This is a genomic window from Halorubrum sp. ARQ200 (assembly GCF_005435115.1).
In the GTDB taxonomy this organism is placed as follows: domain Archaea; phylum Halobacteriota; class Halobacteria; order Halobacteriales; family Haloferacaceae; genus Halorubrum; species Halorubrum tropicale.
Genome location: NZ_SGTZ01000001.1, coordinates 242,531 through 267,029, shown reverse-complemented (window position 1 = coordinate 267,029; position 24,499 = coordinate 242,531). Strand labels below are relative to the sequence as shown.

At 71.3% G+C, this 24,499-nt stretch carries 24 protein-coding genes; 7 read left to right on the top strand and 17 right to left on the bottom strand.

What is annotated here, in order from left to right; all coding sequences use genetic code 11:
• Positions 1-4: 4 nt before the first annotated feature.
• The 12 genes from leuD to EXE50_RS01360 form a co-directional block, all read right to left on the bottom strand.
• Positions 5-610: a 3-isopropylmalate dehydratase small subunit gene (leuD, locus tag EXE50_RS01410; RefSeq protein WP_053772163.1), complete on the bottom strand. Its 606-nt coding sequence runs from the start codon at positions 608-610 to the stop codon at positions 5-7.
• An 88-nt stretch (positions 611-698) separates the two neighbouring features.
• On the bottom strand, positions 699-2,159 hold the full coding sequence (gene leuC / locus EXE50_RS01405; protein WP_137704155.1) for a 3-isopropylmalate dehydratase large subunit: 1,461 nt from the start codon (positions 2,157-2,159) through the stop codon (positions 699-701).
• Entirely contained in the window at positions 2,159-3,217 is a 1,059-nt protein-coding gene (gene ilvC, locus EXE50_RS01400; protein ID WP_053772165.1) for a ketol-acid reductoisomerase, read from the bottom strand. Before ilvC ends, leuC begins: the two co-directional genes overlap by 1 nt.
• A gap of 33 nt (positions 3,218-3,250) precedes the next feature.
• The gene (gene ilvN / locus EXE50_RS01395) at positions 3,251-3,934 is read right to left on the bottom strand and encodes an acetolactate synthase small subunit (RefSeq protein WP_053772166.1); all 684 of its coding nucleotides are present in this window, start codon (positions 3,932-3,934) and stop codon (positions 3,251-3,253) included.
• On the bottom strand, positions 3,931-5,730 hold the full coding sequence (gene ilvB / locus EXE50_RS01390) for a biosynthetic-type acetolactate synthase large subunit (protein ID WP_053772167.1): 1,800 nt from the start codon (positions 5,728-5,730) through the stop codon (positions 3,931-3,933). The genes ilvN and ilvB overlap by 4 nt, the downstream gene beginning before the upstream one ends.
• 388 nt (positions 5,731-6,118) lie before the next feature.
• A complete protein-coding gene (locus EXE50_RS01385) occupies positions 6,119-7,279 on the bottom strand; it encodes a LeuA family protein (RefSeq protein WP_199241413.1) in 1,161 nt (386 codons plus the stop codon).
• 414 nt (positions 7,280-7,693) lie between these two features.
• Positions 7,694-8,494, bottom strand: a complete 801-nt coding sequence (locus tag EXE50_RS01380) for an ABC transporter ATP-binding protein (RefSeq protein WP_053772169.1) — start codon at positions 8,492-8,494, stop codon at positions 7,694-7,696.
• Entirely contained in the window at positions 8,478-9,329 is an 852-nt protein-coding gene (locus EXE50_RS01375) for an ABC transporter permease (protein ID WP_053772170.1), read from the bottom strand. The genes EXE50_RS01380 and EXE50_RS01375 overlap by 17 nt, the downstream gene beginning before the upstream one ends.
• Position 9,330: 1 nt before the next feature.
• Complete coding sequence (locus tag EXE50_RS01370) at positions 9,331-10,308, bottom strand: aliphatic sulfonate ABC transporter substrate-binding protein (RefSeq protein WP_137704154.1); 978 nt, start codon at positions 10,306-10,308, stop codon at positions 9,331-9,333.
• A gap of 92 nt (positions 10,309-10,400) precedes the next feature.
• Complete coding sequence (locus tag EXE50_RS17835; protein ID WP_255510278.1) at positions 10,401-10,526, bottom strand: hypothetical protein; 126 nt, start codon at positions 10,524-10,526, stop codon at positions 10,401-10,403.
• A gap of 71 nt (positions 10,527-10,597) precedes the next feature.
• Complete coding sequence (locus EXE50_RS01365; RefSeq protein WP_053772172.1) at positions 10,598-10,876, bottom strand: hypothetical protein; 279 nt, start codon at positions 10,874-10,876, stop codon at positions 10,598-10,600.
• Between the two features lie 40 nt (positions 10,877-10,916).
• Positions 10,917-11,459, bottom strand: a complete 543-nt coding sequence (locus EXE50_RS01360; RefSeq protein ID WP_053772173.1) for a carboxymuconolactone decarboxylase family protein — start codon at positions 11,457-11,459, stop codon at positions 10,917-10,919.
• Positions 11,460-11,586: 127 nt separating this feature from the next.
• Between EXE50_RS01360 and EXE50_RS01355 the strand changes: the two genes are divergently transcribed.
• The 3 genes from EXE50_RS01355 to EXE50_RS01345 all read left to right on the top strand — a co-directional run bounded on the left by EXE50_RS01355 (position 11,587) and on the right by EXE50_RS01345 (position 14,206).
• Positions 11,587-12,516, top strand: a complete 930-nt coding sequence (locus tag EXE50_RS01355; RefSeq protein ID WP_053772174.1) for a 1,4-dihydroxy-2-naphthoate polyprenyltransferase — start codon at positions 11,587-11,589, stop codon at positions 12,514-12,516.
• On the top strand, positions 12,513-13,682 hold the full coding sequence (locus tag EXE50_RS01350) for a mandelate racemase/muconate lactonizing enzyme family protein (RefSeq protein ID WP_137704153.1): 1,170 nt from the start codon (positions 12,513-12,515) through the stop codon (positions 13,680-13,682). The genes EXE50_RS01355 and EXE50_RS01350 overlap by 4 nt, the downstream gene beginning before the upstream one ends.
• A 71-nt stretch (positions 13,683-13,753) precedes the next feature.
• Entirely contained in the window at positions 13,754-14,206 is a 453-nt protein-coding gene (locus tag EXE50_RS01345) for a DUF5799 family protein (RefSeq protein ID WP_137704152.1), read from the top strand.
• 34 nt (positions 14,207-14,240) lie between these two features.
• Here the strand turns inward: EXE50_RS01345 and EXE50_RS17290 are convergent, their stop codons facing one another.
• Positions 14,241-14,390: a hypothetical protein gene (locus EXE50_RS17290; RefSeq protein ID WP_199241412.1), complete on the bottom strand. Its 150-nt coding sequence runs from the start codon at positions 14,388-14,390 to the stop codon at positions 14,241-14,243.
• Positions 14,391-14,497: 107 nt separating this feature from the next.
• Positions 14,498-16,618, bottom strand: coding sequence for a hypothetical protein (locus EXE50_RS01340; RefSeq protein ID WP_137704151.1), 2,121 nt, complete (start codon positions 16,616-16,618; stop codon positions 14,498-14,500).
• A gap of 144 nt (positions 16,619-16,762) precedes the next feature.
• Here EXE50_RS01340 and EXE50_RS01335 point away from each other — a divergent pair, with 144 nt between their 5' ends.
• Entirely contained in the window at positions 16,763-17,800 is a 1,038-nt protein-coding gene (locus tag EXE50_RS01335; RefSeq protein WP_137704150.1) for a phosphotransferase family protein, read from the top strand.
• A 26-nt stretch (positions 17,801-17,826) separates the two neighbouring features.
• On the opposite strand, the gene EXE50_RS01330 is transcribed toward EXE50_RS01335, so the two are convergent.
• Positions 17,827-18,624, bottom strand: a complete 798-nt coding sequence (locus tag EXE50_RS01330; protein WP_137704149.1) for an aldo/keto reductase — start codon at positions 18,622-18,624, stop codon at positions 17,827-17,829.
• Positions 18,625-18,756: 132 nt separating this feature from the next.
• Here EXE50_RS01330 and EXE50_RS01325 point away from each other — a divergent pair, with 132 nt between their 5' ends.
• Positions 18,757-19,725 carry a DUF5821 family protein gene (locus EXE50_RS01325; protein WP_137704148.1) on the top strand — a complete coding sequence of 323 codons (969 nt, stop codon included), beginning with the start codon at positions 18,757-18,759 and terminating at the stop codon, positions 19,723-19,725.
• Positions 19,726-19,767: 42 nt separating this feature from the next.
• Here the strand turns inward: EXE50_RS01325 and EXE50_RS01320 are convergent, their stop codons facing one another.
• Entirely contained in the window at positions 19,768-21,288 is a 1,521-nt protein-coding gene (locus EXE50_RS01320; RefSeq protein ID WP_137704147.1) for an aldehyde dehydrogenase family protein, read from the bottom strand.
• Between the two features lie 88 nt (positions 21,289-21,376).
• Between EXE50_RS01320 and EXE50_RS01315 the strand changes: the two genes are divergently transcribed.
• On the top strand, positions 21,377-22,114 hold the full coding sequence (locus EXE50_RS01315; RefSeq protein WP_137704146.1) for a helix-turn-helix domain-containing protein: 738 nt from the start codon (positions 21,377-21,379) through the stop codon (positions 22,112-22,114).
• A 13-nt stretch (positions 22,115-22,127) separates the two neighbouring features.
• On the opposite strand, the gene EXE50_RS01310 is transcribed toward EXE50_RS01315, so the two are convergent.
• Positions 22,128-22,979, bottom strand: a complete 852-nt coding sequence (locus tag EXE50_RS01310; RefSeq protein WP_137704145.1) for a proline dehydrogenase family protein — start codon at positions 22,977-22,979, stop codon at positions 22,128-22,130.
• A gap of 182 nt (positions 22,980-23,161) precedes the next feature.
• Between EXE50_RS01310 and EXE50_RS01305 the strand changes: the two genes are divergently transcribed.
• Positions 23,162-24,496: an ABC transporter substrate-binding protein gene (locus EXE50_RS01305; RefSeq protein ID WP_137704144.1), complete on the top strand. Its 1,335-nt coding sequence runs from the start codon at positions 23,162-23,164 to the stop codon at positions 24,494-24,496.
• The last annotated feature ends 3 nt before the right edge of the window (positions 24,497-24,499 follow it).

The window sequence follows — 24,499 nt, the reverse complement described above, 5'->3', positions numbered from 1 at the left end:
CCGGTCAGTCGTCCCCCTCGACGTACGGCAGGTCGGCGACCGTCTCGTCGACCTTGCTCCGGTTCGAGTACATCAGCGCGGTCGTGTCCCAGATCCCCTCGACCAAGGCCTCGCGCATCGCGTCGTCGACGTCGACGTCGATGACGGTGTCGCCGTAGGTGACGGTCTCGTTCTCGACGTCCACGTCGATGTCGCCGTCGGGGTTCGCCTCGATCCACTCCTGGAGTTCGACGACCGTCTCGTGGTCCGTCGTGACCGCCGGGATGCCCAGCGACTTGCAGTTGTCGCGGAAGATCTCCGCGTACGACTCGCCGACGACGCCGTCGATCCCCCACCGCATCATCGCCTGCGGCGCGTGCTCCCGGGAGGAGCCGCAGCCGAAGTTGGAGTTGACGACCGCGATCGACGCCCCCTCGAAGCGGTTGAGGGGGTGGTCGTTGAACTCGCCGTCGTCGTCCCGCCGGGCGTCGTAGAAGAGGTAGTCCGCCATGTTGTCGAACGTGACCTCCTTCATGAACTTCGCCGGCAGGATCTGGTCGGTGTCGACGTCGTCGCCGGGGATCGGGACCCCCGTGCCGGACACCTCGGTGATGTGCTGGTCTTCGCTCATCGCGTCTCACCCCCGGTGAGACCGATGGCGAAGGCGTCGTCGCACGACGGAGTCGCGCGACGGAAGTCGTCTGCGTCGTTCGCGCTCATCAGTCGGCCACCTCCTCGACGCCGCCGGCGCCCCCGGTCGGCCCGTCGTCGAGGTACTCGCGCGCGTCGGCGACCTCGCCCTCGACGGCCGCGGCCGCGACCATCGCGGGGCTCATCAGGACGGTGCGGCCGTCCTTCGACCCCTGCCGCCCGATGAAGTTCCGGTTCGACGAGGAGGCGCACACCTCGTCGCCCTCCAGGGCGTCGTCGTTCATCGCTAGGCACATCGAACAGCCGGCGCGGCGCCACTGGAAGCCGGCCTCGATGAACGTCTGGTCGATGCCGCGCTCCTCGCACTGCTGGCGGACGGTCTCGGAGCCGGGGACGGCCAGCGCGCGGACGTCCTCGTCGACCGTGTTCCCCTCCAAGATCTTCGCCGCCTCCTCGAAGTCGGAGAGGCGGCCGTTGGTACAGGTGCCGAGGAACGCCACGTCGACGTCGTAGCCGAGCATCGACTGGCCGGGCTCGATCTCCATGTGGTCGAGCGCCTGCGCCGCGGCCTCGCGGTCGGTCCGGGCCTCGAAGTCGTCCGGGTGTGGGACCGGCTCCGAGATCTCGATCACCTGTCCGGGGTTGATCCCCCAGGTGACGAGCGGGTCGAGCCCGTCGGCGTCGACGGTGACCACGTCGTCGTACTCGGCGTCGTCGTCGGAGGCGATCGACTCCCAGTACGCCTTGCGCTCCTCGAACGCCTCGCCCTCGGGGACGTACTCGCGGCCCTTCAGGTACTCGTAGGTGGTCTCGTCCGGGTTGATGTAGCCGGCGCGGGCGCCGCCCTCGATGGACATGTTACACACCGCGAGCCGGCCCTCCATGTCGAGCGCCTCGATGGCGGGGCCGCCGTACTCGTACACGTGCCCGACGCCGCCGTCGACGCCAAGGTCCTGGATCACTTTCAGGATCACGTCCTTCGCGTAGACGCCCTCGCCGAGCTCGCCCTCGACGTCGACCCGGCGGACCTTCTGCTTGTCCGCGGCGATACAGCCGGTCGCGAGCACGTCGCGGATCTGGCTCGTCCCGATGCCGACGCCGATGGAGCCGAACGCGCCGTGGGTCGCGGTGTGGCTGTCGCCGCAGGCGACGGTCATCCCGGGCTGGGAGAGCCCGAGTTCCGGGGCGACGACGTGAGTGATCCCCTGCTTGCCGGACTCGAAGCCGAAGAACGTGATCCCGCTGTCGCTCACGTTGCGTTCGAGCGCGGAGAGCATCTCCTCGGCCTGGTCGTCGGCGAGGGGACGCTCGCGCTTGTCGGCCTCGGTGGGCGCGATGTGGTCCGTCGTCGCGAACGTCCGGTCGGGATACGCGACGTCGAGATCGCGCTCGCGCAGCATGCCGAACGCCTGCGGGCTCGTCACCTCGTGGACGAGGTGGAGCCCGATGAACAGCTGGTCCTGCCCGTTCGGGAGTTCGGTGACCTTGTGTCGGTCCCACACCTTGTCGTACAGCGTCCCCTCGCTCATCAGGCGGTCACCTCTGCCGACTCCTCCTCGTCCTCGTCGGCCGACTCCTCCCACGCGAACAGGCCGCGCAGCTCGTCGCCGACGGCCTCGATGTCGTGGTTCTTCTCCGCGGTCCGGAGCTGCGTGTAGGAGGGCCGCCCGGCCTGGTTCTCGGCGATCCACTCGCGGGCGAACTGCCCGTTCTGGACCTTCTCTAAGACCGCCTCCATGTTCTCGCGGGCGTGCTCGTCGACGACCGCGTCGCCCTGCGTGAGCCCGCCGTACTCCGCCGTGTCGGAGACGGAGTCCCACATCTCGCCGAGCCCGCCCTCGTACATCAGGTCGACGATGAGCTTCAGCTCGTTGAGGCACTCGAAGTACGCCATCTCGGGGGAGTAGCCCGCGTCGACGAGCGTCTCGTACCCCTGCTTGACGAGCGAGGTGACGCCGCCACAGAGGACGGCCTGCTCGCCGAACAGGTCGGTCTCGGTCTCCTCGCGGAACGTCGTCTCGACGACGCCGGCGCGCGTACAGCCGATGGCGGCCGCGTACGCGAGCCCCTCGTCGCGGGCGTCGCCGGTCGCGTCCTGATACACCGCGAGCAGGCCGGGCGTCCCCTGGTCGTTCTCGTAGTTCCGGCGCACGAGGTGGCCGGGCGACTTGGGCGCGACCATCGTCACGTCGACGTCCTCCGGCGGCTGGATCTGGTTGTAGTGGATGTTGAACCCGTGCGCGAACTGCAGCGTGTCGCCCGCGTCGAGGTTCGGTTCGATCGCGTTCTCGTACACGTCCGGCTGGACGGTGTCGGGGACGAGGACGCTCACCACGTCGGCCTCGGCGGCCGCGTCGGCGGGGGTCTCGACGCGGAGCCCGTCGCTCTCGGCGGCGGCCCGCGAGGAGCTGTCCTCCCGGAGGCCGACGATCACGTCGACCCCGCTGTCGGCGAGGTTCTGCGCGTGGGCGTGGCCCTGCGAGCCGTAGCCGAGGACGGCCACCGTCTTGTGCGCGATGGCCTCCTCGTCCGCGTCGTCGTCGTAGTATACTGTCGAGTCGAACGTCTGCGTGTCGTCTTCGGTCATGTGTATCGTGTTGTGTCCGCGTGGGTCCGCGTGTCAGTCGTCGTGCGTCGTCGGCTCGCCGGCCGTTCCGGGTTTCTCTCCTGGCGCCGTGGGGGTGTCGCCGCGCGCGAGGGCGGTCGGGCCCGTCCGCGCGATCTCGACGATGCCGAACCGGTCGAAGGCGCTTATCGCGCTGTCGACGCTCGCCTTGTCGCCGGTGAGCTCGACCGTGATCGTGTCCGGGCCGGCGTCGACCGTCCGGCCGTCGTACATCTCGGAGACGGCGTGGACCGCGGCGGGGTCGTCGGCCTCGACCTTCAGCAGGACGAGCTCCGAGGTGACCGCGTCGCCCGCGACCTCGCCGACCGAGATGACCGGCTTCAGCTTCGCCATCTGCTTTTCGATCTGGTCGATGCCGGGGTCCGTCTCCTCGACGACCATCGTGATCCGCGAGTGGCCGTCGACGGTCGTCGGCCCGACCGTCAGGCTCTCGATGTTGAACTGCCGGCGGGAGACGAGTCCGGAGACGCGCGCGAGCACGCCGGGCTCGTCCTCGACGAGCGCCGAGATGACCGCGCGCCGCGACTCGTGTTCGGCCTCGACGACCGGGTCGATCCGGATCCCCTCCAGATTCCGGCGCCCCTCGGGGTGGTCGCGCTCGTCCGGCCCGGGCTGCTCGTCGGGGAGGGGCCGCGAGTCGGCCTCCGGCGCGCCGGCGGACGGGGAGTCGCCGCTCATAGCTGGTCCTCCGCGGCCGCGAACTTCCCGTTCGCGCCGCCGCTCGGCACCATCGGCAGGACGTTCTCCCCGGGGTCGACGTGGAAGTCGACCACGGCCGGCCCCTCGTAGTCGAGCGCTTCCTCGACCGCGGGCGCGACCTCGTCGTAGTCGTCGACGCGCAGCCCGAGGGCGCCGAACGCCTCCGCGAGCTTGTCGAACTCGGGCATCCACGTGTAGTCGGACGCCATGTGGCGCCCCTCGTAGAAGGCGTCCTGCCACTGCCGCACCATGCCGATGTACTCGTTGTTCAGCACCGCGATGGTGACGTCTAGCTCCTCCCGGACCGCGACCGACAGCTCCTGCATCGTCATTAGGAAGGAGCCGTCGCCGTCGAAGCAGACGACGTCGCGGTCCTCCTCGCCCATCGTGTCGGCGGCGACGCGCGCGCCGACCGCGGCGGGCACGCCGTACCCCATCGTGCCGAGCCCGTGCGAGGAGACCCACGTGCGAGGCTCCGTGTACGTCCAGAACTGCGAGGCCCACATCTGGTGTTGCCCGACGCCGGTCGTCACGATGGTGTCGTCGTCGGTCGCCTCGTCGAACGCCTCGACGACGAACTGCGGCTTCAGCGGCTCGTCGTCCGGCGTCGCGTACGTGAGCGGGTACGTCTCCTTCCACTCCTCGCAACGCTCGCGCCACGCGGCGGCGTCGGGCGCCTCGCGGACCGCCGCCGTCAGCTGGTCCAACACGCGCCCGGCGTCGCCGATCAGCGGGTAGTCGGCGTGGACGTTCTTGCTGATCTCCGCGGGGTCTATGTCGACGTGGATCACCTCGGCCTCGGGCGCGAACGTGTCGATGCCGCCCGTGAGGCGGTCGTCGAACCGCGTCCCGACCGCGATCAGGCAGTCGGTGTGAGTGATCGCGAGGTTCGCGTAGCCGGTGCCGTGCATCCCCGCCCACGAGAGCGAGAGGTCGTCGTCCTCGGGGAACGACCCGATCCCCGGCATCGTCGTGGTCACGGGGATCCCGTAGCTCCGGGCGAACGTCCGCGCCTCGTCGCTCGCGTCGGCCTTGATGACGCCGCCGCCGAACAGACAGAGGGGACGCTCGGCGGCCTCGATGGCGCGCGCGGCCGCCTCGACCGCGTCGGCGTCGGCGTTCGGGTCGGGGTCGGTCCCCGCGGGCGGCGTCGCCGGCCCGGGCGTCCGATCGGTCTCGTCCTGCGTCACGTCCTTCGGGAGGTCGACGAGGGTCGGCCCCGGGCGTCCGGCCCGCGACAGCTCGAACGCCTCGCCGACGGTGTCGCCGACGGTGTCGGCCCCACCCGCGAAGTAGTTGTGCTTCGTGATGGGGCGGGTGACCCCGATCGTGTCCGTCTCCTGGAACGCGTCGTTCCCGACGAACTCCGTCGGGACCTGGCCGGTCAGCGCGACCATCGCGTCGGAGTCCATGTCGGCGTCGGCGATGCCCGTGACGAGGTTCGTCGCGCCCGGGCCGGACGTGGCCATACAGAGGCCCGGCTCGCCGGCGACGACGCCGTACGCGTCGGCGGCGTGGGCCGCGCCCTGCTCGTGGGCCATCGTCACGTGCCGGATCGACGAGTCGTACAGGGCGTCGTAGACGGGCATGATCGCGCCGCCCTGAACGCCGAAGGCGGTCTTCGCGCCCGCGGCCTCGAGGGCGGCGACGACCGACTCGGCGCCGGTCGAGACGGCGCCCGCGGCCGGTCCGTCGTCCGGGTCGGTCGGTTCCTCGGTCGCGCCGTCGTCCGACTCGTCGGCGTCGGATCGCGGCTGTGCTGCTGTGTCGCTCATTGTCGTGGTGGTGTGCGGTGTTGCATCTGGCGGGTTGTCGTGTCGGTCGCTGCGAACGCGGGGCGGCCGGGGGCGGCCTCGACCCGTCGAGCGCGGCACTCCGGGGTTCGGGAACGGTCCGGCCGCCGGCGTTCGGCGGTGCGTCGCGTCGGTGAGGAAGGGGTAGTGTAGGGGGTCAGACCCCTACGATGATCGGCGCGACGGCTCCCGGGACGCTCGCGCGCGCCGCGGCCGTGGAACGCCGTCGCATCTCGCCCGAGGCAACGCGGCCGGGGTATAAATTCCTGTCGGGGGACGCGGCGCCGGGCGGCGCGCGGCCCCTCGGTCGGGTGCTCCCGCGACCGTCCTCGCGGTCGCTCGGGGGGCGCTCCGGTCGGGACGGGGTCCATCAGACCCGGACCTCCTCCTCGCGCGCGACGCCCGCCTCCTCGGCGAACCGCTCGACGTCGCCGGCGGTCACCTGCCGCTTGCCGGCGCCGTACTCCTTGACCCGCTTGGTTATCTTCCGGACCTCGCTGTCCGTCGGGTCGAAGCCGGCCTCCACCAAGTGCTTGCGCACGCTGTGCGTGCCGGTGTGTTTGCCCAGCACGAACTCGCGCTCCGCGCCCACCATCTCCGGGGTCATCACGCCGGTCTCGAACGTGTCGGCGTTCTCGATGACGCCCGCGGCGTGGATGCCGGACTCGTGGGCGAACGCGTTCCGCCCGGTGATCGGCTTGTTCGCCGGCACCGGGATGTCCGAGGCCTCCTCGACGATCCGGGCCAGCTTGGTGATCTGGGTCGTGTCGATGCCCGTGTCGACGCCGTACACCGACTCGACGGCCATGACGACTTCCTCGTAGGCGGCGTTGCCGGCGCGCTCGCCGATCCCGTTGACCGACACCTGCGCCTGCTCGGCGCCGTTCTCGAAGCCGGCCACGGCGTTCGCCGCCGCCATCCCGAAGTCGTCGTGGGTGTGGACGTCGACGCGGGCGTCGGTCGCCTCCACGACGGCCTTCACCGTCTCGCCGAAGCTGGTCGGCATCCCGACGCCGCAGGTGTCGGGGATGTTGATCCAGTCGGTGCCGGCGTCGGAGACGGCCTCGACGATGTCGATCAGGTACTCCGGGTCCGTCCGAGTGGCGTCCATCGGCGAGAACATACACTCGACGCCGGCGTCTTTCACCTGCTCGACGGCGTCGACCGCGCGCCCCTTCGCCTCCTCGCGGGTCGCGTGCATCGAGTCCTCCAGCTGGACGTCGCTGGTGGAGACGAACACGTGGACCATCTCGACGCCGGAGTCGAGCGCGGCGTCGATGTCGCCCTCGACGACCCGCGCCAGCCCGCAGACGGTGGTGTCCGTCGCGGCGGCGATGTCGCTGACGGCCTCGAACTCCGCGTCCGAGTTGACCGGGAACCCCGCCTCGATGACGTGGGTGTTCATGTCGTCCAGCGTCGCCGCTATGCGGCGTTTCTCGTCGTAGCTGAACGACGTCCGTGGTGACTGTTCTCCGTCTCGCAGGGTCGTGTCGAAGATCCGTACCGGACCTATGTCGACGTTAGAAGCTATCGTGCCCTGGAAGAACTCGATCCGCCGGGGTGTCCGACGAAGCCTCCGTGATGTCTGTCATCGACTCACGACAAGACGGTCGGCTACTTAACGGTTTGGACGATCGCAAAATCGGAGCGGACCGGCAGTTCGGCGCGCCGCGAGGGGAACCGAAAGAACCGCAGGACAGCGCCGGCATCATTACACCTTAAGGAGATTATACACACACCGGTGATCGGGGACGTATTCCGATCCGGAAGCCGATTAATAAGCCGGATCGACGTTCGTTTCTTTCGCTCCGCAACCGGCGCGCGGTGGGAACGCGCGTCGCGACACGCGGTGGCACGAGGCGACGGAAGGCGGCGGGCAGCGCGCGGCGCCGCGGATCGGCGTGCGGCGCCGCCGGTGCGCGTCAGGGATCGCTGCGGTGCGCCCTCACCGACCGAGCGCCGCCGTCACCTCGCGCCGGAGCGCGACCAAGTCGGCGTCCGCCCGATCGCGGGGGCGGTCGATGTCCACGTCGACGACCGACTCGACCGTGCCGGGCTGGCCGCCGAGGACGGCGACGCGGTCCGCGAGGTAGACGGCCTCCTCGACGTCGTGGGTGACGAGGACGACGGTCGTTCCCCGCTCCGCCCACACGTCGAGCAGGTGGTCCTGCTGGTCGGCCTTCGTCAGGCGGTCGAGCGCGGAGAAGGGCTCGTCGAGCAGCAGCACGGACGGGTCGTAGGCGAGGCCGCGCGCGAGCGCGACGCGCTGGGCCATGCCGCCGGAGAGTTCGCCCGGGCGGCTCTCGGCGAACCCGTCGAGCCCGACCGTCTCGATCAGGTCGTCGACGCGCTCGCGGGCCGCCTCGGTATCCGGGTCCACGTCGGCCGGGAGCCCGACGGCGACGTTCTCGCGCACGTCCGCCCAGTCGAGCAGCCGCGGCTCCTGGAACACCATCCCGACCGCGTCGCTGCCGCCGTCGCGCACGTCCGTCCCGTCGACCGTGACGCGCCCGCCGAACTCGGCTTCGAGCCCCGAGAGCACGCGGAGCAGCGTCGACTTGCCGCAGCCCGACGGGCCGACGACGGCGACGAACTCCCCGTCCACGACCGCGAGGTCGACGCCGTCGAGCGCGACGGTGTCGTCGTACCGCACCCGGAGGCCGTCGACCGCGAGGACGGGGTCCGCGTCCGGGGGCGCGGCGTCGGCGGTCGGCGGCGCGAGGTCGGCGTCAGCGTCCGACGACACGGTCTCTCACTCCCTTCACCGCGAGGTCCGAGCAGTTGCCGAGGAACGCGAAGAGCAGGATCGACCCGACGATGACGTCGGGCCGCGCGAGGGTCCGCCCGTCGCTCAGCAGGAACCCGATCCCCTGGCTCGCCGCGATCAGCTCCGCGGCGACCACGAACATCCACGCCAGCCCGACGCCGCCGCGGACCCCGACGAGCAGGTCCGGGAGCGCGGCCGGGAACACGACCCGCCGCAGCGACTCGAGGCGGCCGAGGTCGTACACCTCGGCGACTTCCAGCAGCTCCTCGTCGACCGCGGCGATACCGGTCGAGAGGTTGAGGTACACCGGGAAGAACGCGCCGACGGCGATGAGCAGCACCTTCGCGGTCTCGCCGATGCCGAACCAGAGGAGGAACAGCGGCACCCACGCCAGCGACGGGATGTTCTTGAGGCTCTGTAAGAGCGGGTCGAGGAGGTCGCTCGCGGTCCGCGAGAGCCCGGTCGCGGTCCCGAACAGAATTCCGACGGCGATTCCGAGGCCGGCGCCGAGAACGACGCGCTGAACCGTGATCGCGACGTGGCCCCACAGCTCGCCGGAGGCGGCCATCCCCCGGAGCGTCTCCGCCACCCGCAGCGGCGCCGGCAGCTGGTGGGCCGCGAAGACCCCGGTCGCGACCGCGACGTGCCAGCCGACGACCAGCGCGGCGGGGACGAGCAGGCCGAGCAGCGGCCGAAGCCGGCTCGCGGCGGAGAGCGGGACCGGCCCGAGACCGCGCGACTCGGCGCTCCGGGCCGACCCGTCGCCGTCCGACCCGCGGCGGGCCTCGGACTCGTGAGGGGTGTCCGCGGCCATCTCAGGCGACCTCGGTCGCGAACTCGGAGTCGATCAGCTCGTCGACGGCCCCGGCCGGGTCGGCGTCGTCGGTCACGAGCCCCTCGCGTTCGAGGACCGGCGAGAGGTCAGAGAGCAGTTCGCGGTGCGGTTCGCCCGGGATCGGCTCGGAGAGGTCGGTCCGCCGAGTGAACACGCGCTCCGCGACCGGCGCGGACATCTCGGAGGCGTCCGCGAGGATCCCCGCGGTCGCCTCGGGGTTCTCGACCGCCCACTGGCGGCCGCGCTCGTAGGCTTCCAGGACGCGGCGCGCCTGCTCCGTGCGGTCCGCGAGGAACCCGTCGAGGAAGTTCAGGAAGCCGTAGGTGTTGTACCGCGGCTCGCGGAAGAACAGCTCGGCCCCCTCGTGTTCGAGCTCGAGCTCGGCCATGTGCGGGTCGAGCCCGGCCCACGCGTCCACGTCGCCCCGGACCAGCGCGGACTGCCCCTCCGGGTGCTGGAGGTTGACGACCTCGACGTCGTCCTCGCTCAGCCCGGCGTCACCGAGCGCCTGGAGCAGGAAGAAGTACGGGTCCGTCCCGCGGGTCGCGGCGACCCGCTTCCCCTCCAGGTCTGCGACCGACTCGATCCCGGTCTCCCGGAAGGTGACGAGGGCCGTCCACTCCGGCTCCGAGTAGACGTACGGCGTCGTGATCGGCACGCCGTTCGTGCGCGCCATCAGCGCCGCGATGCCGGCGGTCGAGGAGACGTCGGCCTCGCCGCTCTGCGCGTACTCGTTCGCCTGGTTGCTGCCGAGGCTCAACACCCACCCGACGTCGGTGCCGGTGTCCGCGAACGTCGCCTCGAGCCAGCCCTTCTCGCGCAATACGAGGCTGACCGGGTTGTAGTACGCGTAGTCGACCGTCACCGTACCCGAGCCGCTCCCGCCCCCGACACAGCCCGCGGCGAGCGAGCCGCCGATCGCCGCGCCGGTACCGCGCAAGAACTGTCTTCGCTCCATCGTGACTCCTCGTACCGGTGCCGCTCATAAACCGATATGGCTATTGAGAATATTCATCCACGCCTATGATGCCCTATGGTTATTTATTTTCATCAGTGGCGACGGTTCACACGCGAACAGACCGCGGCGTCGCTCGCGCTGTCGCCCGGACGCGCGGTTCGCTCGCGGTCGCTCGACCGCTCGAAGGCGTTCGGCTCGCGTTCCGGGTACCGGATCATGTTGCGGAGTCCTCGCGGCGTCCGGTCTCGGCCGCGAAGAGCATCCACTGAGGAAACGAGTTCCTCCGCGATTACATCCCCATGTCGGCGGCGGCGTCCGGCACCGGGAGGTCGGGGACGGCGACGCCGAGGAGTTCGGCGGCGTGATCGAGCGCCATGTCGAGCCCGTAGTACCGCTCCAACTCGTCGCCGTCGGGGCCGGGCCGGACCTTCAGCATGGCGTACCCCTCGACGTTCTGCGCGACGGTCGCCTCGCGGCCGTCCCGCGAGAAGGTGAGCCGTCGTTCGCCGTCCGTCTCCTCGTACCGCGCCTCGATCCCGTTCGCCGACGCGGCCTCCGTGTCGGTCATACCCGCGATACGGGCCGGACCCTGTCGAACCTGTCGGTCGTTACCGGGGGTCCCACCCGTGGAACTCGGTTCCGGGCTCCAGTTCGAGGTCGAACGCGTCGATCATCCCGCCGAGCGCGTCGTACCCCCGCGCGGTCGCGGCGATACCGACGATCGCCTCGTCGTCGTACAGCGCCGCGACCTCGTCGTGCGCCACCGCGTCGACCTCGCCGCGGACGACCGCGAGGGCGTACTCGATCAGGGTCGTCTCGCCGTCGCCGAAGGGACCGGTGTCACCGCGCCCGAGCGCTGCGATCGCGTCGTCGTCGACCCCAGCCCCACGGGCGATGTTGACGTGTTGGTGCCACTCGTAGCGGTTGCCGACCTCGCTCGCGACCGCCAGGATGACGAGCTCGCGCTCCCGCTCCGTGAGGCCGCTGTCGGTCCACAGCGACCCGAGGAACGACCGCAGCCCCGCCAACACCTCGGGGTTGTTGCCGACCGACTGGTACACGCGGAGCGGTTTTCCCTGAAGCGACGACTCCAGGAGGTCCTCGTGCTCGTCCGGCACGTCCGACGCCTCGGCGTAGGGAACGCGGGCCATGGCGCCCGGTCGCGCTCGGGGAGCATAGGTGTGTGCCACTCGGTATCGCTCGCCGCGAGCGGCCGCGGGGGCGCGGCGGCGATCCGCGATGGCAAGCTTAAGGGACGCCACGCACCAACCGAGGGTAATGAGCACCGAGGTCACCCGCCGGCGGGCGTGGCTGATCGCCGCCCGGCCGCAGACGCTCCCGGCCGCGGCCGCGCCGGTGATCGTCGGCGTCGGCTTGGCGCTCGCGGACGGGGTGTTCGCCCCGCTGCCCGCGCTGGCGGCGCTCGTCGGCGCGGCGCTGATCCAGGTCGGGACGAACTTCGCGAACGACTACTACGACGCGATCCAGGGCGCCGACACCGACGACCGCGAGGGGTTCACCCGCGTCGTCGCCAGCGGCCTCATCGAACCGGCCGAGGTGAAGCGGGCGATGTGGCTCACCTTCGCGGCCGCCATCGGCGTCGGCACCTACCTCGTCGCCGTCGGCGGCGTCCCGATCCTCGTGATCGGACTCGCCTCCGTCGCGGCCGGGATCGCGTACACCGGCGGCCCGTACCCGCTCGGCTACCACGGGCTCGGCGACCTCTTCGTGTTCGTCTTCTTCGGCGTGATCGCCGTGACGGGGACGTACTACGTCCAGGCCGCGGCGCTCCTCGCCGGGTGGTTCCCGGTCGGGGTGCCCGGTGAGGCCGTCACCGTCGGGGCCGCGGTCGCGAGCCTCCCGATCGCCGCGCTGTCGACGAACATCCTCGTCGTCAACAACCTCCGCGACCGCGAGGAGGACGCCTCGACCGGCAAGCGCACGCTCGCCGTCCGCTTCGGCTACCGGTTCGCCCGCGGCGAGTACCTCGCGATGCTCGCCCTCGCGTACCTCGCCCCGCTGTGGTTCGTCGCGCGCGGGGACGGCCTCGCGACGCTGCTCCCGCTCGTCACGCTCCCGCTGGCGGCGACCGTCGCGCGGACCGTGTTGACCGAGACCTCCGGCGAGGCCCTCAACCCCGCGCTCGAATCGACCGGCAAACTGCTCGCCGCGTACGCCGTCGCGTTCGCGGTCGGACTGGCGGTGTGACCGACGACGACCCGCGCGGCGGGGAGCCGGCCCGGACCGTTCGACACCGGCCGTTCGCGCTCGACCTGACCGGACCGCTCGGCACCGCCCGCGGGGAGATCGGCCGCCGGGAGGGGTTCGTGGTCACCGTTGAACGAGAGACGGCAGAGGACGGCGCGGCCGGCCTCGGCGAGGCGACGCCGCTCCCGGGCTGGACGGAGTCGCGGGAGGCCTGCGAGGCCGCGCTCGACGGCCTCGGCGACCGGAGCGAAGTCGACTCGCCCGCGGAGGCGCTGGACGCGGCGTCGACGCCGGCCGCGCGCCACGGCGTCTCCCTCGCGGTCGCCGACGCCGCGGCCCGCGAGCGCGGACGGCGCCTCGCCGCTCACCTCGCGGACACGGCCGGCGCCGGGGTCGCCCCCGCGGACGCGGTCCCGGTCAACGCGACCGTCGGAGACGGCTCTCCGGCGGAGACCGCCGCCGACGCGAGGCGCGCGGTCGAGGCGGGGTTCGACTGCCTGAAGGTGAAGGTCGGCGCCCGCGGCGTCGGCGCCGACGTCGAGCGCGTCCGCGCCGTCCGAGAGGCCGTCGGCGACGCGGTCGCGCTCCGCGCCGACGCGAACGGCGCGTGGGACCGCGAGACGGCGTCCCGCGCGCTGGACGCGCTGGCCGCCTTCGACCTCGCGTACGTCGAACAGCCGCTCCCGGCGGACGACCTCGACGGCCTGGCGGCGCTTCGCCGGGGCGACCCGGCCGACGGCGACGGGAGCGACGGCGGAGGCGAGGGCGACGACGGGAGAGACGACGGCGGCGGCGCCCCGATCGCCGCCGACGAGTCGGTCGCGGCCCGCGGGATCGGCGCGGTGCTCGACGCGGGCGCGGCCGACGCGGTCGTGCTCAAGCCGATGGCGCTCGGCGGGCCGGATCGCGCGCTCGCGGCCGCGATGCGGGCGCGAGAGTCCGGCGTCGACCCGGTCGTCACCACCACGATCGACGCGGTGGTCGCCCGGACGGCCGCCGTCCACGTCGCGGCCGCGGTCCCAGACGTGTCGCCCTGCGGCCTCGCGACCGCGTCGCTGCTCGACGGTGACCTGGCGCCGGACCCCTGTCCGGTCGAGGGCGGCCGGATCGCGGTCCCGACGGGTCCCGGTCTCGCCGGGGGCGCGTTCGACGACCTGCGGCGGTAGCGGGACGGGGGCGGACCCGGCGCTCGCCGCGGGGGGACGGACTTTTCACCGCGACCGGCGAACGGAGGGGTATGAGCGAGTGGACCGACGCCATCGTCGGCGAGCGGATGACCGTCGACAACCAGTTCAACGAGCGCGTCGCGGCGTCGCGCTTCTCCAGCCAGGAGTGGGGACTGATCATGACGGCCACGGAGTTCGAGATAAAGAACGCCGACGATCCGGAGGCCGCCCGCGTCGTCGCGGACACGTCGAGCCTGCCAGCGATCATGCCCGAACTGGAGAACCTCCGGTCGCAGATGGCGGGGATGGGCGGCGCCCCCGGGGGCGACTCGGGCGGCTCCGGCGGCGGCGGCGTCGTGGACTCGATCAAGGGCGCGCTCGGGCTCGGCGGTGGCGGCGGCGGGCCGTCCGACGAGGAACTGGAGGCCGCCGAGCGGCTCGTCCAGGAGTACGCCGACGAGCTACAGGCGCACCTAGAGGAGGTCGGCAAGTGGGAACAGGTCCGCGTCGCGTATCAGGAGTAGCGGGGCGGCCCGGGACGCGGGGGCGACGCCGGACTTACTTCAGGTCGCTGCCGCGGAACAGCGTCAGCTCCTCCGCCTCGTAGATGTTGATCAGTTCGCTCACGACCTCGTCGTACTCCTCGTCGTCGACCCGGAGCGCGTCGAGCCGCTCGACCGTCTCCTCGTCGAGGTGGATCTGGGGCATACACGGAGATTGGTCGGCCGAGGGATAAAAAATGTCGCCGGGCGTGATCCGCGACGGCGTCGCCGAGGCGGACTCGGTTCGCGGCGCTCGGCGCAGCGTCAGTCGCGTCACTCGGACTCGCTGCGGAGTTCGGTCGGATCGCCGGCGCCGGACTCGTCGGTCGCGAGCGCCTTCCGAGCCGATGCTTCGACGTCCTCGACGGTGAGATCGACTGTCGGGGGCACGAACTGACCGTTGAGGAACAGCGTGGTGTCGGGCTCGGTCGACCAGTCTGCCACCACTTCCGAGGAGAGAATCGGCCGCTCCGTCGGGTCGCGTCCCACGAGCCGGGTCTTCTCGTCGAAACAGTCGTAGACGATCTGATACTCCGCCCCGAGCCACGAAGCCGGGGAAAGCACCGTTCGCCAGGTGACTCGGTGTTGCGACTCCGAGACCGACTCGACGGAGATGAGCCTCGGCGTCGGAGGGTTCGGAGGCATCACGTTGGTCGAGCAGTTGCCCGCGAAGCGGACCGGGGGGTGACTGGGAAGCCGTAGCGTCGCGAGGGCCGTGTCGAGCGGGAGGCCTTCCGCGGCGAGCAGTTCGATCGCGGTTCGAATCTGGTCCGCCGGGATGTGACCGTCGATCACCGCGGCCCCGGTGCCGCCGCGGCGGACCGTGTCGACGGCGACGGCGGGACGTGAGCTTCCCTCGAAGACGCTGACGGCCGGAGCCGATCGGTCGTCGGCCGCCGGGTAACGAGGGAGGTCGTCCGCGACCGGCAGGCCTTCGCGAACGGAGAGATCGGAGTACAACAGGTCGATCGACGGGTCCGACAGCGCGTCCGCGACTGAGTCCGTCGTCGGCGTTTCGAGAATCGAGAGCGACCCGACGCCGGCCGGCGTCGACGGGCTCGTGAGCGCCTCGCGCAGTCGCCGCGCTCGCTCTTCGGACCGAACGAGGAGGGTGACGTTCGCGCCTCCGGCGTCCGGGGGCGTCCGCCGAAGCTCGTGTTCGTACGCCGCCGGGAGCGCCGCGGCGGTCCACTCCGGTATCGAGTCCGGGACGGGAACCGAGTCGCCCTCGCAGGAGGAGAGCGATCGGCTGCCGGTCGGCCAGTCCGCCGTCGTGACTCCGACCGGATCTCCCGAGCGAACCCCCTCGGCGGAGCCACGGACTCGAATCGGCGCGAGAATGTTGGCCAGGTGCGGCAGGAGCTCGGCCCCTTCGGGGCCGGGACGAAGCACCGCTTCCGCCGCCCACTCGGGAGCGTACGGCTCAACGGTTTCCGCGTCGACCTCGAGGAACTCTATCAGCCGTTCGCTCAGCGGGAGATCGGCTAGGTTCGGCGGGTAAAACGGCAGTTGCGGGCCGACCAGGTCGTACTCCGCCCTGTCGGAGATCGTGTAGCCGTCGGTCCGCACGAGCGTGTCGAGGAAGAACCACGTGCGAAGCAGGTCCGCTGCCCGCTCTTCGAGCCGGTGGCCGTCGGTGGGAAGCCGCTCCGTGTACCCGTTGTCGAGCCGGACGGCCGGCGCCTCGCCGATCGTCATCCGGGCCCCGAGGTAGTAGGCGAGCGTCGAGAGGCGGTACACGTCGGCGTACGTCGGTCGGACGACCACCTCGACGCCCGTGTCCGGGACGGTCAGCGGGCTCGGGATTTCGAGCGACTCCCCTCGGTGGATGCGGGGCGGGTACCCCCGAAGCGTCGGCCAGGACCGCTCCGCGGAAAACTCCCTGATGGACGATCCCAGCACCGACACCGCCTCCGCGAGGGCTTCCGGGTCGTCCGGGACGGTGATCGTCGCCTCCGGCCGGGTATGGAGCGAGCGGACGCCGAGGGAGACGGTCGCGGGACGGTCCAGCGATATCTCGACCGATTCCGGTCCCTCGACGCCGCTGACCGACACCTCCGCGTCTTCAAATCTGAGGGTCGACTTCACTGCGCCCGTGGTCTCGACACAGTACGATCCCCGCGGGAATTCCGTTGGATCGTTCGGGCGCTCGACGAACTCGCCCTCGGCGTCGCGAACGACGATCGACGTGTACGCCGGGACGGCGAGCGACGTCGCCTCGAAGCTGACGGCGTTGTCGACCGGGGAGGGGAACAGGGCCGGGAGCGCCGGCGAGAGCTCCGGCTCGCGGTCGGCGCGGAACTCCATCTCTTCGCCCTCGATCACGTCGCGGACCGTGAGCGTCGTCCCGTCGACCTCGAACCCGATGCGCTCGCCCGAAACCCCGTCTTTCACGAGCTTATTCTGGTTCGCCAACACGTATGAGCGTGTCGATAATCACGCGGTAACAGGATTCTGAAACGTATTCCGAGCGCTCACGCACCACGGCAAATGCCGTCCTGACAAAAATATTAACACGCCCCCGCACGGAAAAAGAGTATGAACGGTGCCGGGTCAGAGCCGATCGAACGGGCACTCGCGGCGGCGTTTCCGGACCGGGCCGTGGACCGATTGACGGGCGTCGGCCCCTCGTGGAACGGCGCCAACGAGACGGTTGGCGTCGTCTTCGCCGACGGCGGCCGGGCGTTCCTCAAGGTCGCGCTGGCCGACGAGAGCCGCCGACTCGCCCGCGAGCGCGCCGTGCTCCGCTACGTCGCCGAACACGGGCCACTCGCGGTTCCCGAGGTGCTGGCGGCCGAGCCCGACGGCAACCCGGCGTACCTCGCGACGGCGCCGGCGCCCGGTCGCGGGCTGTTGGACGCCTACGAGGCGGCGAGCGGCGACGAGCGCGAGCGACTGCTCCGCCGCGTCGGGGCCGCGCTCGCCGCGCTCCACGCCGACCGGTTCCCGGACCACGGGGAGATCGTCGGCGCGGGGACGGAGCGCGGGAGCGCGGCGGAGCGCGCGGCGACCGCGGAGAAAGAAACGTCCGCGGGACCCGACGGGCCGACCGGGCTCTCGATAGCGTTCGCGCCGTGGTCCGACGTGCTGCTCGCAACGGTCGAGCGGACGCGCGAGATCGGCACCAGCGAGCGGCTCGCGAGCCACTACGACGCGGTGATCGACTGCGTCCGCGCGAACCGGGAGACGCTCGACGAGGCGCCGGCCGCGCTGCTCCACGGCGACGTCACGAAGCCGAACCTCTTCGTCGACGCCGACGCGGTGGCGGCGATCGACTGGGAGCTGTCTCACGTGGGCGACCCGGCGCGGGACCTCGTCCGCGCCGAGGACCAACTGCTCAACGGCTTCGATTCGACCGGCCCGGAGCGGTTCGCCGCCGCCCTCCGCGAGGGGTATCGCGAGCGGGCCGGGGGGCTCCCGGCGGGGTTCGAGCGGCGCCGCCCCGTCTACGAGGTCGTCAGGGTGCTCGGGCGGTCGGGGTTCGTCGACCAGTGGGCGACGTACCTCGACGAGCCGGTCGACGCCCTGATCGAGCGCGCGGACGCCGAGTTACGGGCGCGGCTCGACGCCGTCTGACCGCGGCGGGGGTTCGGCCGCCCGCCTCAGCGGTTCCACGCCGCGTCGTCCGGGTCGATCCGTCGATCGCCCGGGTCAAGCGCGTCGATGGCGTCGAGGTCGGCGTCGGGCAGGTCGACGTCGAGCGCGCGCAGGTTCTCGCGCACGTGGTCGCCGCGCGCCTTCGGGATCGGGGCGACGCCGCGGTCGAGCGCCCACGCGAGCGCGACGACCGCGGGCGAGCAGTCGTTCCGCTCCGCGATCGCGGCGACCTCCGGGTTGTCGAGGATCTCGCCCCGACCGAGCGGGGAGTAGCCGACGAGGCGGTGGTCGAACTCGGCCGCGAGCCCGCGCAGCTCCGGCTGGCGGAACCGCGGGTGGCACTCGACCTGGTGGGCCGCGATCGGCGCGTCGAGGATCTCGCGCGCCTCGCGCAGCAGGTCGGGGGTGAAGTTCGAGACGCCGACGTGGTCGGTCACGCCGGCGTCGCGGAGGTCGTCGAACGCCGGCAGCGTCGCCTCGGCGTCGTACGCGCGGATCGGCCAGTGGACGTACAGGAGGTCGACGCGGTCGGGTCCGAGGCGGTCGAGGCTCTCGCGCGCCGTCTCCCGCACGTCGTCGGGGGCGAGGTTCTCGGGGTGGACCTTCGTGGCGACGACCACGTCGTCGCGGTCGACGTCGCTCGCGGCGATCCCCGCGCCGACCGCGGCCTCGTTGTCGTACATCTGCGCGGTGTCGACGTGGCGGTAGCCGGCGTCCAGCGCCGCGGCGACGGTGTCGGTACAGGTCTCGGGGTCGTCGAGCCCGGACGTTCCGAGCCCGATCGACAGGTCGAGCGGTGGCACGCGAGACGGTTCCGGGCGCGGAGTGAAAAAGGCGCGCGAGCCGGCACGCGGCGATCCGACGCCCCGGCCGGTGCCGCCGCCTCCAGCGTTCCGTCCCGCACGCTTAATCCGTCGCGGCCGTAGGGTGGCCTGATGCCGACCGGCCCGGCGCTCCCCTCGACCCCCGAGCCGCTCCGGCTCGGCGCGTTCGCCGACCCGGTCCTCGTCGACCCGGGACCGCGGCTGCTCCGCGCCGTCGTCGCGGGGTACCGCGAGGCCGCGCCGGCGCTCGTCGAGCCGAGCGTCGCGGACCTGTCGGGCGGCGCGGGCGACACGGGCGCGGACGACCCCGACCCGTCGGAGATCCCGACGCTGAAGGTGCTCGCGGGCGAGAGCGCGGTCGACGACGCGACGGCGGGGTTCCGGTCGGCGAGCCGGCTCGCGGCGCTCGTCGACGCCGACGCCGTCGAGCTCCGCGTCCTCGACGCGCCGCAGCCCAACCCGGTGCTGGCGGGCGAGGAGACCGGATTCGCCCTGATCGGCAGCGAGCGCGCCGGGGCGGCCGCGGAACCGGGTGGGTGGTACCCGGTCGGCGACGACGCCTCGCTCCGCGAGCGGTACGGGTCGCGGTTCGCCGAGGCGGAGCCGTACGGGCTCCGGACGCCCAGTCGGCGGCGGGTGTACGAGGGGATCGCCGCGCGGTGCGACGAGTCGGTCGCGGCGGCGGTCCTCCGCGCGCTTGACGTGACGGACGGCGCGGGCGACACGGGGGACGACGCCGGCGATACGGTAGACAGCGCGGGCGACACGCCGGGGGGTTCGGGCGACGCGAGCGCGGACGGTCCCGACCCGGAAGCGGCCCGCGTCCGCGCCTACGCGGTCGGCGCGCGAGAGGGCGTCCTCGACCGCACCCTCCGGCGGGCCTGCGAGGACGCGGGGCTCGGGAGCCCCTCGACGTTCACGCGGATAAAGCGGCTCCTGCGGGCGGCCGACCTGATCGAGACGGTCGCCGAGCCGCAGCCGGTCGGGCGACCGCGGGAGCGGCTGGCGCCCCGCGGCGCGCTCGCCGCGGCCAAGACCCCCGAAGAGACGGTCGCGGCGGTCCGCGACGTGACGGAATGAGAACGGTGCGAGCGACGAGGCCGCGGAACCGATCGCGGCTCGTCAGTCGTCGGTCGTCTTGATGTCCGCGGAGAGCCCCTGCGCCATCTCGATCTCCTTCGAGTTGTTCAGGGTCCACGCGGTGCGGTCGGTGACGGCCTCGATGGCCTCGCGGGCGGAGGGGTAGCCGTTACCGGACTTCTTCACGCCGCCGAAGGGGAGCTGGACCTCGGCGCCGATACACGGGAGGTTCCCGTACGCCAGCCCCAGCTCGGCCCGGTCGCGGTAGTAGTTGATCTGTCGGTAGTCTTCGGAGATGATCGCGCCGGCCAGCCCGTAGTCCACGTCGTTCTGGATCTCCACGGCGCGCTCGACGCCGCCCTCGTACTCCAGCAGGGCGACGTGGGGCCCGAACACCTCCTCGTGGGTACACCGCAGGTCGGCGTCGGGGTCCGCCTCGTAGACGAACGGGCCGATCCAGTTGCCGTCCGCGTGGCCGTCGGGGACCTCGTCGGCGTCGAGTTCCGTCCGGTCGACGAGGACGTTCACGTCCTCGTCGCGGGCGAGCTCGTTGTACTCGGTGACCTTCTCCAAGTGCTCCGGGTCGATCAACGGCCCCATGAACGTGTCCTCGTCGAGCGGGTCGCCGACCGCGACCGACTCCGCGACCTCGACGAACCGCTCTTTGAACTCGTCGTACACGTCGGTGTGGACGATCAGGCGCTCGGAGGAGACGCAGCGCTGGCCCGTCGTCTTGAACGAGGACATCACCGCGGAGTGGACCGCGACGTCGAGGTCCGCCTCCTCGGTGACCACGACGGCGTTCTTGCCGCCCATCTCGCAGGCCGCGCGCTTTCCGGGGACGCCGCCGAGCTTCTCCTGGATGTGGTGGCCGACCTCCGCGGAGCCGGTGAAGAGCACCGTGGAGACGTCCTCGTGTTCGACGATCGCGTTACCGGCGTCGCCGAACCCCTGGACCATGTTGAACACGCCGTCCGGGATCCCGGCGTCGTCGAACATCTCCGCGATGATCTGCGCGCACCACGGGGTCTGTTCGGCGGGCTTGAACACGACGGTGTTCCCCTCGACCAGCGCGATGGCCATGTGCCAGTACGGGATCGCGACCGGGAAGTTCCACGGCGTGATACAGCCGGTGACGCCGCGCGGCTTCCGGCGCATGTACGCGTCCTTCGAGGGGATCTCCGAGGGGACGATGTCGCCCTTCGGGTGGCGGGCGTCGCCCGCGGCCCACTCGACCATGTGCGCGGCCTCGACCACGTCGGCTTTCCCCTCGCTGATCTCCTTGCCGCACTCCTTCGAGACGATCGCGCCGAGCTCGTCCGTCCGGTCGCGGAGCTCGTGGTAGACGTCCCACAGGTACTCCGCGCGCTGGATACGCGAGAGCTCCCGCCACTCCTCGAACGCCGCGTCCGCGGCGTCGACCGCGCGCTCGACGTCCTCGGGAGTCCCGCGTCGGAACTCGCCTAAGGACTCGCCCGTCGCGGGGTTCGCGCTCTCGAAGGTCTCGGACCCGTCGCCGTCGACCCACTCGCCGTCGATGTAGTGCTGGTAGGGCTGCGCCATGTGTGGCGGTTACCGTCGGCACGTCCAAATAACCCACCCTACCATGGGCGGCAGGGTCTTTGTGGTGCGCTACCAACTGTGTCGGATAATGGCGACGACCGACGCGGAGGGGCGGGAGGACTGGGGCGGGACCAGGCTGACGCTCGACCTGTGGCATCCGAACTGCTGGGCCATCGAGGCGACGGGCAGGACGGACGGCGGGGTGCTCGCGCACGCCATCTACAACTCGCCGCGGACCGACGCCGACGCGCCCGACTCTGTGAACGGGCTGTTCACCGCCTTCGCGGACACCACGGACGAGGTCGAGGCGCTCCTCGACGCGATCCGCGACTCCGACCGCGCCGGCAACCTCCTGGAGCTACAGGAGCGGTTCGGCCGCGCGCGGGACGCCCCGGGGAACGTCGTCCGCGAGTTCTTCCTGGAGTACGACCCCGCAGACATGGTGTGTCCCACGCTGCTCGAACACGGCTTCGTCCACAGCGCGCCGGTCCGGATCGAGGACGGGCGAGAGGAGTGGCAGGTGTGCTTCGTCGGCGAGCGGACGGACATCCGCGAGTCGCTCGACGCGGTCCAGGCGGCGTCCGGCGCCGAGGTGACGGTGGAGTCGATGTCGTCGACCGGGCACGCGGGGCGGACCCCCCGCGAGCAGCGGCTCGACACGTTGACCCCGACCCAGCGAGCGGTGTACGAGCACGCGCGCGAGGTCGGCTACTACGAGTGGCCCCGCGAGGCGTCGACCCGGGAGCTCGCCGACGACATGGACGTCTCGAAGACGACGCTGCTCGAACACCTGCGGAAGGCGGAGTCGAAGCTCCTGGACCCGTGACCCGGGGCGCGGGTCAGCGGCCGACGACGGCTCGCAGCGCGAACAGCGCGTTCGACTTGCGCTCCCGGACGCGCCGGTAGAAGTACGAGAACCACTTGCTGCCGTACGGGATGTACTGGTACACGGTCACCCCGTCCGCCGCGAGGTCGAATTGCGCCGACTCGCGGACGCCGGTCAGCATCTGGACCTCGTAGGGGGTCCCGTGTTCGGCGTGGAGCTCGGCCGCGTGCTCGATCATCGCCGGGTCGTGGCTCCCGACCGCGACCCCGTCGTCGAACGCCTCGAACATGTACGCGAGGCAGTCGCGGTACGACTCGTCGACGCGCGCCTTCTTCTTGTAAGAGATGTCGGCGGGCTCGTCGTAGGCGCCCTTGACCAGCCGGACCTTGCCCGGCAGCGCCGCGAGCCGTTCGAGGTCGCCCCGGGTCCGCTTCAGGTTCGCCTGGACGCAGACGCCGACGTTGCCGCCGGTCTCGCGCGCGTGTCGCTCGAAGGCGTCGAGCGTCACGTCGGTGGTCTCGTGGTCCTCCATGTCGATCCAGACGAACGTCCCGTCCCCCTCGGCCCCCTCGTTGGCCGCCGCGACGATCCGCGCGAGGTTCTCGCGGAAGACGCTGTCGCCGACGTCGAGGCCGATCTGACTCGACTTCACCGAGACGCAGGCGTCGACATCGCGGTCCGCGATCGATCCGACGAGGTCGACGTAAGCGTCCGCGTCCTCGTCGGCGGGCGGCCGCTCCTCGTAGTGCTCGCCGAGCAGGTTCAGGATGCCGGCCACGCCGCGGTCGTTCAGCCCCTCGACGTGGGCGAGCGCCGCCTCGGGCGTCTCCCCGGCGACGAAATTGCTCGCGATGGGCGGTAGCATGTGTACACCGCGACCCCGGGCCGGTATATACTGCCACCCGACCAATTCTTGCGAACGTATATGAGTTGTATAAATACTCGACGCTGCCCGTACGTACGAATTCGGCGGGCCGAACCGCTCGTCCCGACCATGGACGGGCCGGGGTTGAGATACCCGGATGTGCTCGGAACTACCGGATACATATGTCACGAGATACCACGGACGTGGCGGACCGGCGTACCCTGCTGAAACTGACCGGCGGTGCGGGGCTGATCGCCCTGTCCGGCTGCCTGAGCACGACGGACGACGGCGGTGACGGGAGCGACGGGGGCGACGGCAGCGACGGGAGCGACGGGGGCGACGGCAGCGACGGAAGTGACGGGGGCGACGGCGGCGACGGGAGCGACGGCGGCGGCTCGACCGGCCCGTACGAAATCGGGATGGTCGACTCGCTGACCGGGTCGCTGTCGGCGTTCGGCGAGCGGAACCAACGCGGCGTCGAGCTCGCGCTGTCGCGCGTCAACGACGTCGGCATCAACGGCCGCGACCTCGCACTGATCACCGAGGACTCCGAGAGCGAGAACCAGGGCGGCATCGCCGCCGCGCAGAAGCTCGTCAACCAGGACGGCGTCCCGTTCCTCATCGGCGCGGTCGGCTCCGGCGTCTCGCTCGCTATCTACGAGAGCGTCGTCGAGGGGACCGACGTGGTCCAGCTGAGCCAGAACTCCACCGGGCTCAACCTCACCGACTTCCCGGGGCTGCTCCGGATGTCGCCGTCCGGCCGCAGCCAGTCGCTCGCGCTCTCGAACATCATCGCCGACGACGGCTACGACGAAGTGGCGATCACCTACGTCAACAACGACTACGGGCAGAGCCTCACCGACGCGTTCGTCGAGGCCTACGACGGCGACGTGGTGTACAACACGCCCCACGACCAGGACCAGCAGTCCTACTCCGGCGTCGTCTCCGAGATGAACGGCTCCGGCGCGGACGCGTGGCTGTTCGTCACCTACCAGGCCGAGTTCGCCACGATGGTCAACGAGGTGTTCTCGTCGGGCTACGAGGCGCAGTTCTACGGCGCCGATTCCGTCTCCGGCGACAACGTCTTGGAGAACACCCCTGAGGGGAGCATCGACGGCATGAAGATCGTCGTCCCCTCCGCGCCCGTCGAGGAGGAGAACTACCAGTCGTTCGCGGACGCCTTCGAGTCGGCGTACGACCGGCAGCCCACCTCGTGGGCCGCGTACGCGTACGACTGCGTCATCAACGCCGCCTTGGCGATCCAGGCCGCCGACGAGTTCAGCGGCGCGGCGCTTCAGGATACCGTCCGGCGCGTCTCCGGCCCCGAGGGCGAGCAGGTGACCTCGTTCGAGGCCGCCAGCGAGATCCTCGCGGACGGCGGCGGTCCCGACGACGTGGACTACCAGGGGGTCAGCGGGCCCATCGACTTCAACGAGGCCGGGGACCCGGTCGGGTTCCTCCAGGTCTTGGAGGTCCAGAACCACGAGTACGAAGGCATCGACTTCGTCGAAGGCTGACTC

Excerpts from the sequence above, each read along its gene's own strand:
- EXE50_RS01345 (WP_137704152.1), top strand. The coding sequence starts at position 13,754 with ATGAGCGAGTGGACCGACGCCATCGTCGGCGAGCGGATGACCGTCGAC.
- EXE50_RS17835 (WP_255510278.1), bottom strand. The coding sequence starts at position 10,526 with ATGATCCGGTACCCGGAACGCGAGCCGAACGCCTTCGAGCGGTCGAGC.
- EXE50_RS17290 (WP_199241412.1), bottom strand. The coding sequence starts at position 14,390 with ATGCCCCAGATCCACCTCGACGAGGAGACGGTCGAGCGGCTCGACGCG.
- ilvB (WP_053772167.1), bottom strand. The coding sequence starts at position 5,730 with ATGAGCGACACAGCAGCACAGCCGCGATCCGACGCCGACGAGTCGGAC.
- EXE50_RS01320 (WP_137704147.1), bottom strand. The coding sequence starts at position 21,288 with ATGGCGCAGCCCTACCAGCACTACATCGACGGCGAGTGGGTCGACGGC.
- EXE50_RS01305 (WP_137704144.1), top strand. The coding sequence starts at position 23,162 with ATGTCACGAGATACCACGGACGTGGCGGACCGGCGTACCCTGCTGAAA.
- EXE50_RS01375 (WP_053772170.1), bottom strand. The coding sequence starts at position 9,329 with ATGGCCGCGGACACCCCTCACGAGTCCGAGGCCCGCCGCGGGTCGGAC.
- EXE50_RS01325 (WP_137704148.1), top strand. The coding sequence starts at position 18,757 with ATGCCGACCGGCCCGGCGCTCCCCTCGACCCCCGAGCCGCTCCGGCTC.
- EXE50_RS01310 (WP_137704145.1), bottom strand. The coding sequence starts at position 22,979 with ATGCTACCGCCCATCGCGAGCAATTTCGTCGCCGGGGAGACGCCCGAG.
- EXE50_RS01360 (WP_053772173.1), bottom strand. The coding sequence starts at position 11,459 with ATGGCCCGCGTTCCCTACGCCGAGGCGTCGGACGTGCCGGACGAGCAC.
- EXE50_RS01315 (WP_137704146.1), top strand. The coding sequence starts at position 21,377 with ATGGCGACGACCGACGCGGAGGGGCGGGAGGACTGGGGCGGGACCAGG.
- ilvC (WP_053772165.1), bottom strand. The coding sequence starts at position 3,217 with ATGACCGAAGACGACACGCAGACGTTCGACTCGACAGTATACTACGAC.
- leuC (WP_137704155.1), bottom strand. The coding sequence starts at position 2,159 with ATGAGCGAGGGGACGCTGTACGACAAGGTGTGGGACCGACACAAGGTC.
- ilvN (WP_053772166.1), bottom strand. The coding sequence starts at position 3,934 with ATGAGCGGCGACTCCCCGTCCGCCGGCGCGCCGGAGGCCGACTCGCGG.
- EXE50_RS01365 (WP_053772172.1), bottom strand. The coding sequence starts at position 10,876 with ATGACCGACACGGAGGCCGCGTCGGCGAACGGGATCGAGGCGCGGTAC.
- EXE50_RS01370 (WP_137704154.1), bottom strand. The coding sequence starts at position 10,308 with ATGGAGCGAAGACAGTTCTTGCGCGGTACCGGCGCGGCGATCGGCGGC.
- EXE50_RS01355 (WP_053772174.1), top strand. The coding sequence starts at position 11,587 with ATGAGCACCGAGGTCACCCGCCGGCGGGCGTGGCTGATCGCCGCCCGG.
- EXE50_RS01335 (WP_137704150.1), top strand. The coding sequence starts at position 16,763 with ATGAACGGTGCCGGGTCAGAGCCGATCGAACGGGCACTCGCGGCGGCG.
- leuD (WP_053772163.1), bottom strand. The coding sequence starts at position 610 with ATGAGCGAAGACCAGCACATCACCGAGGTGTCCGGCACGGGGGTCCCG.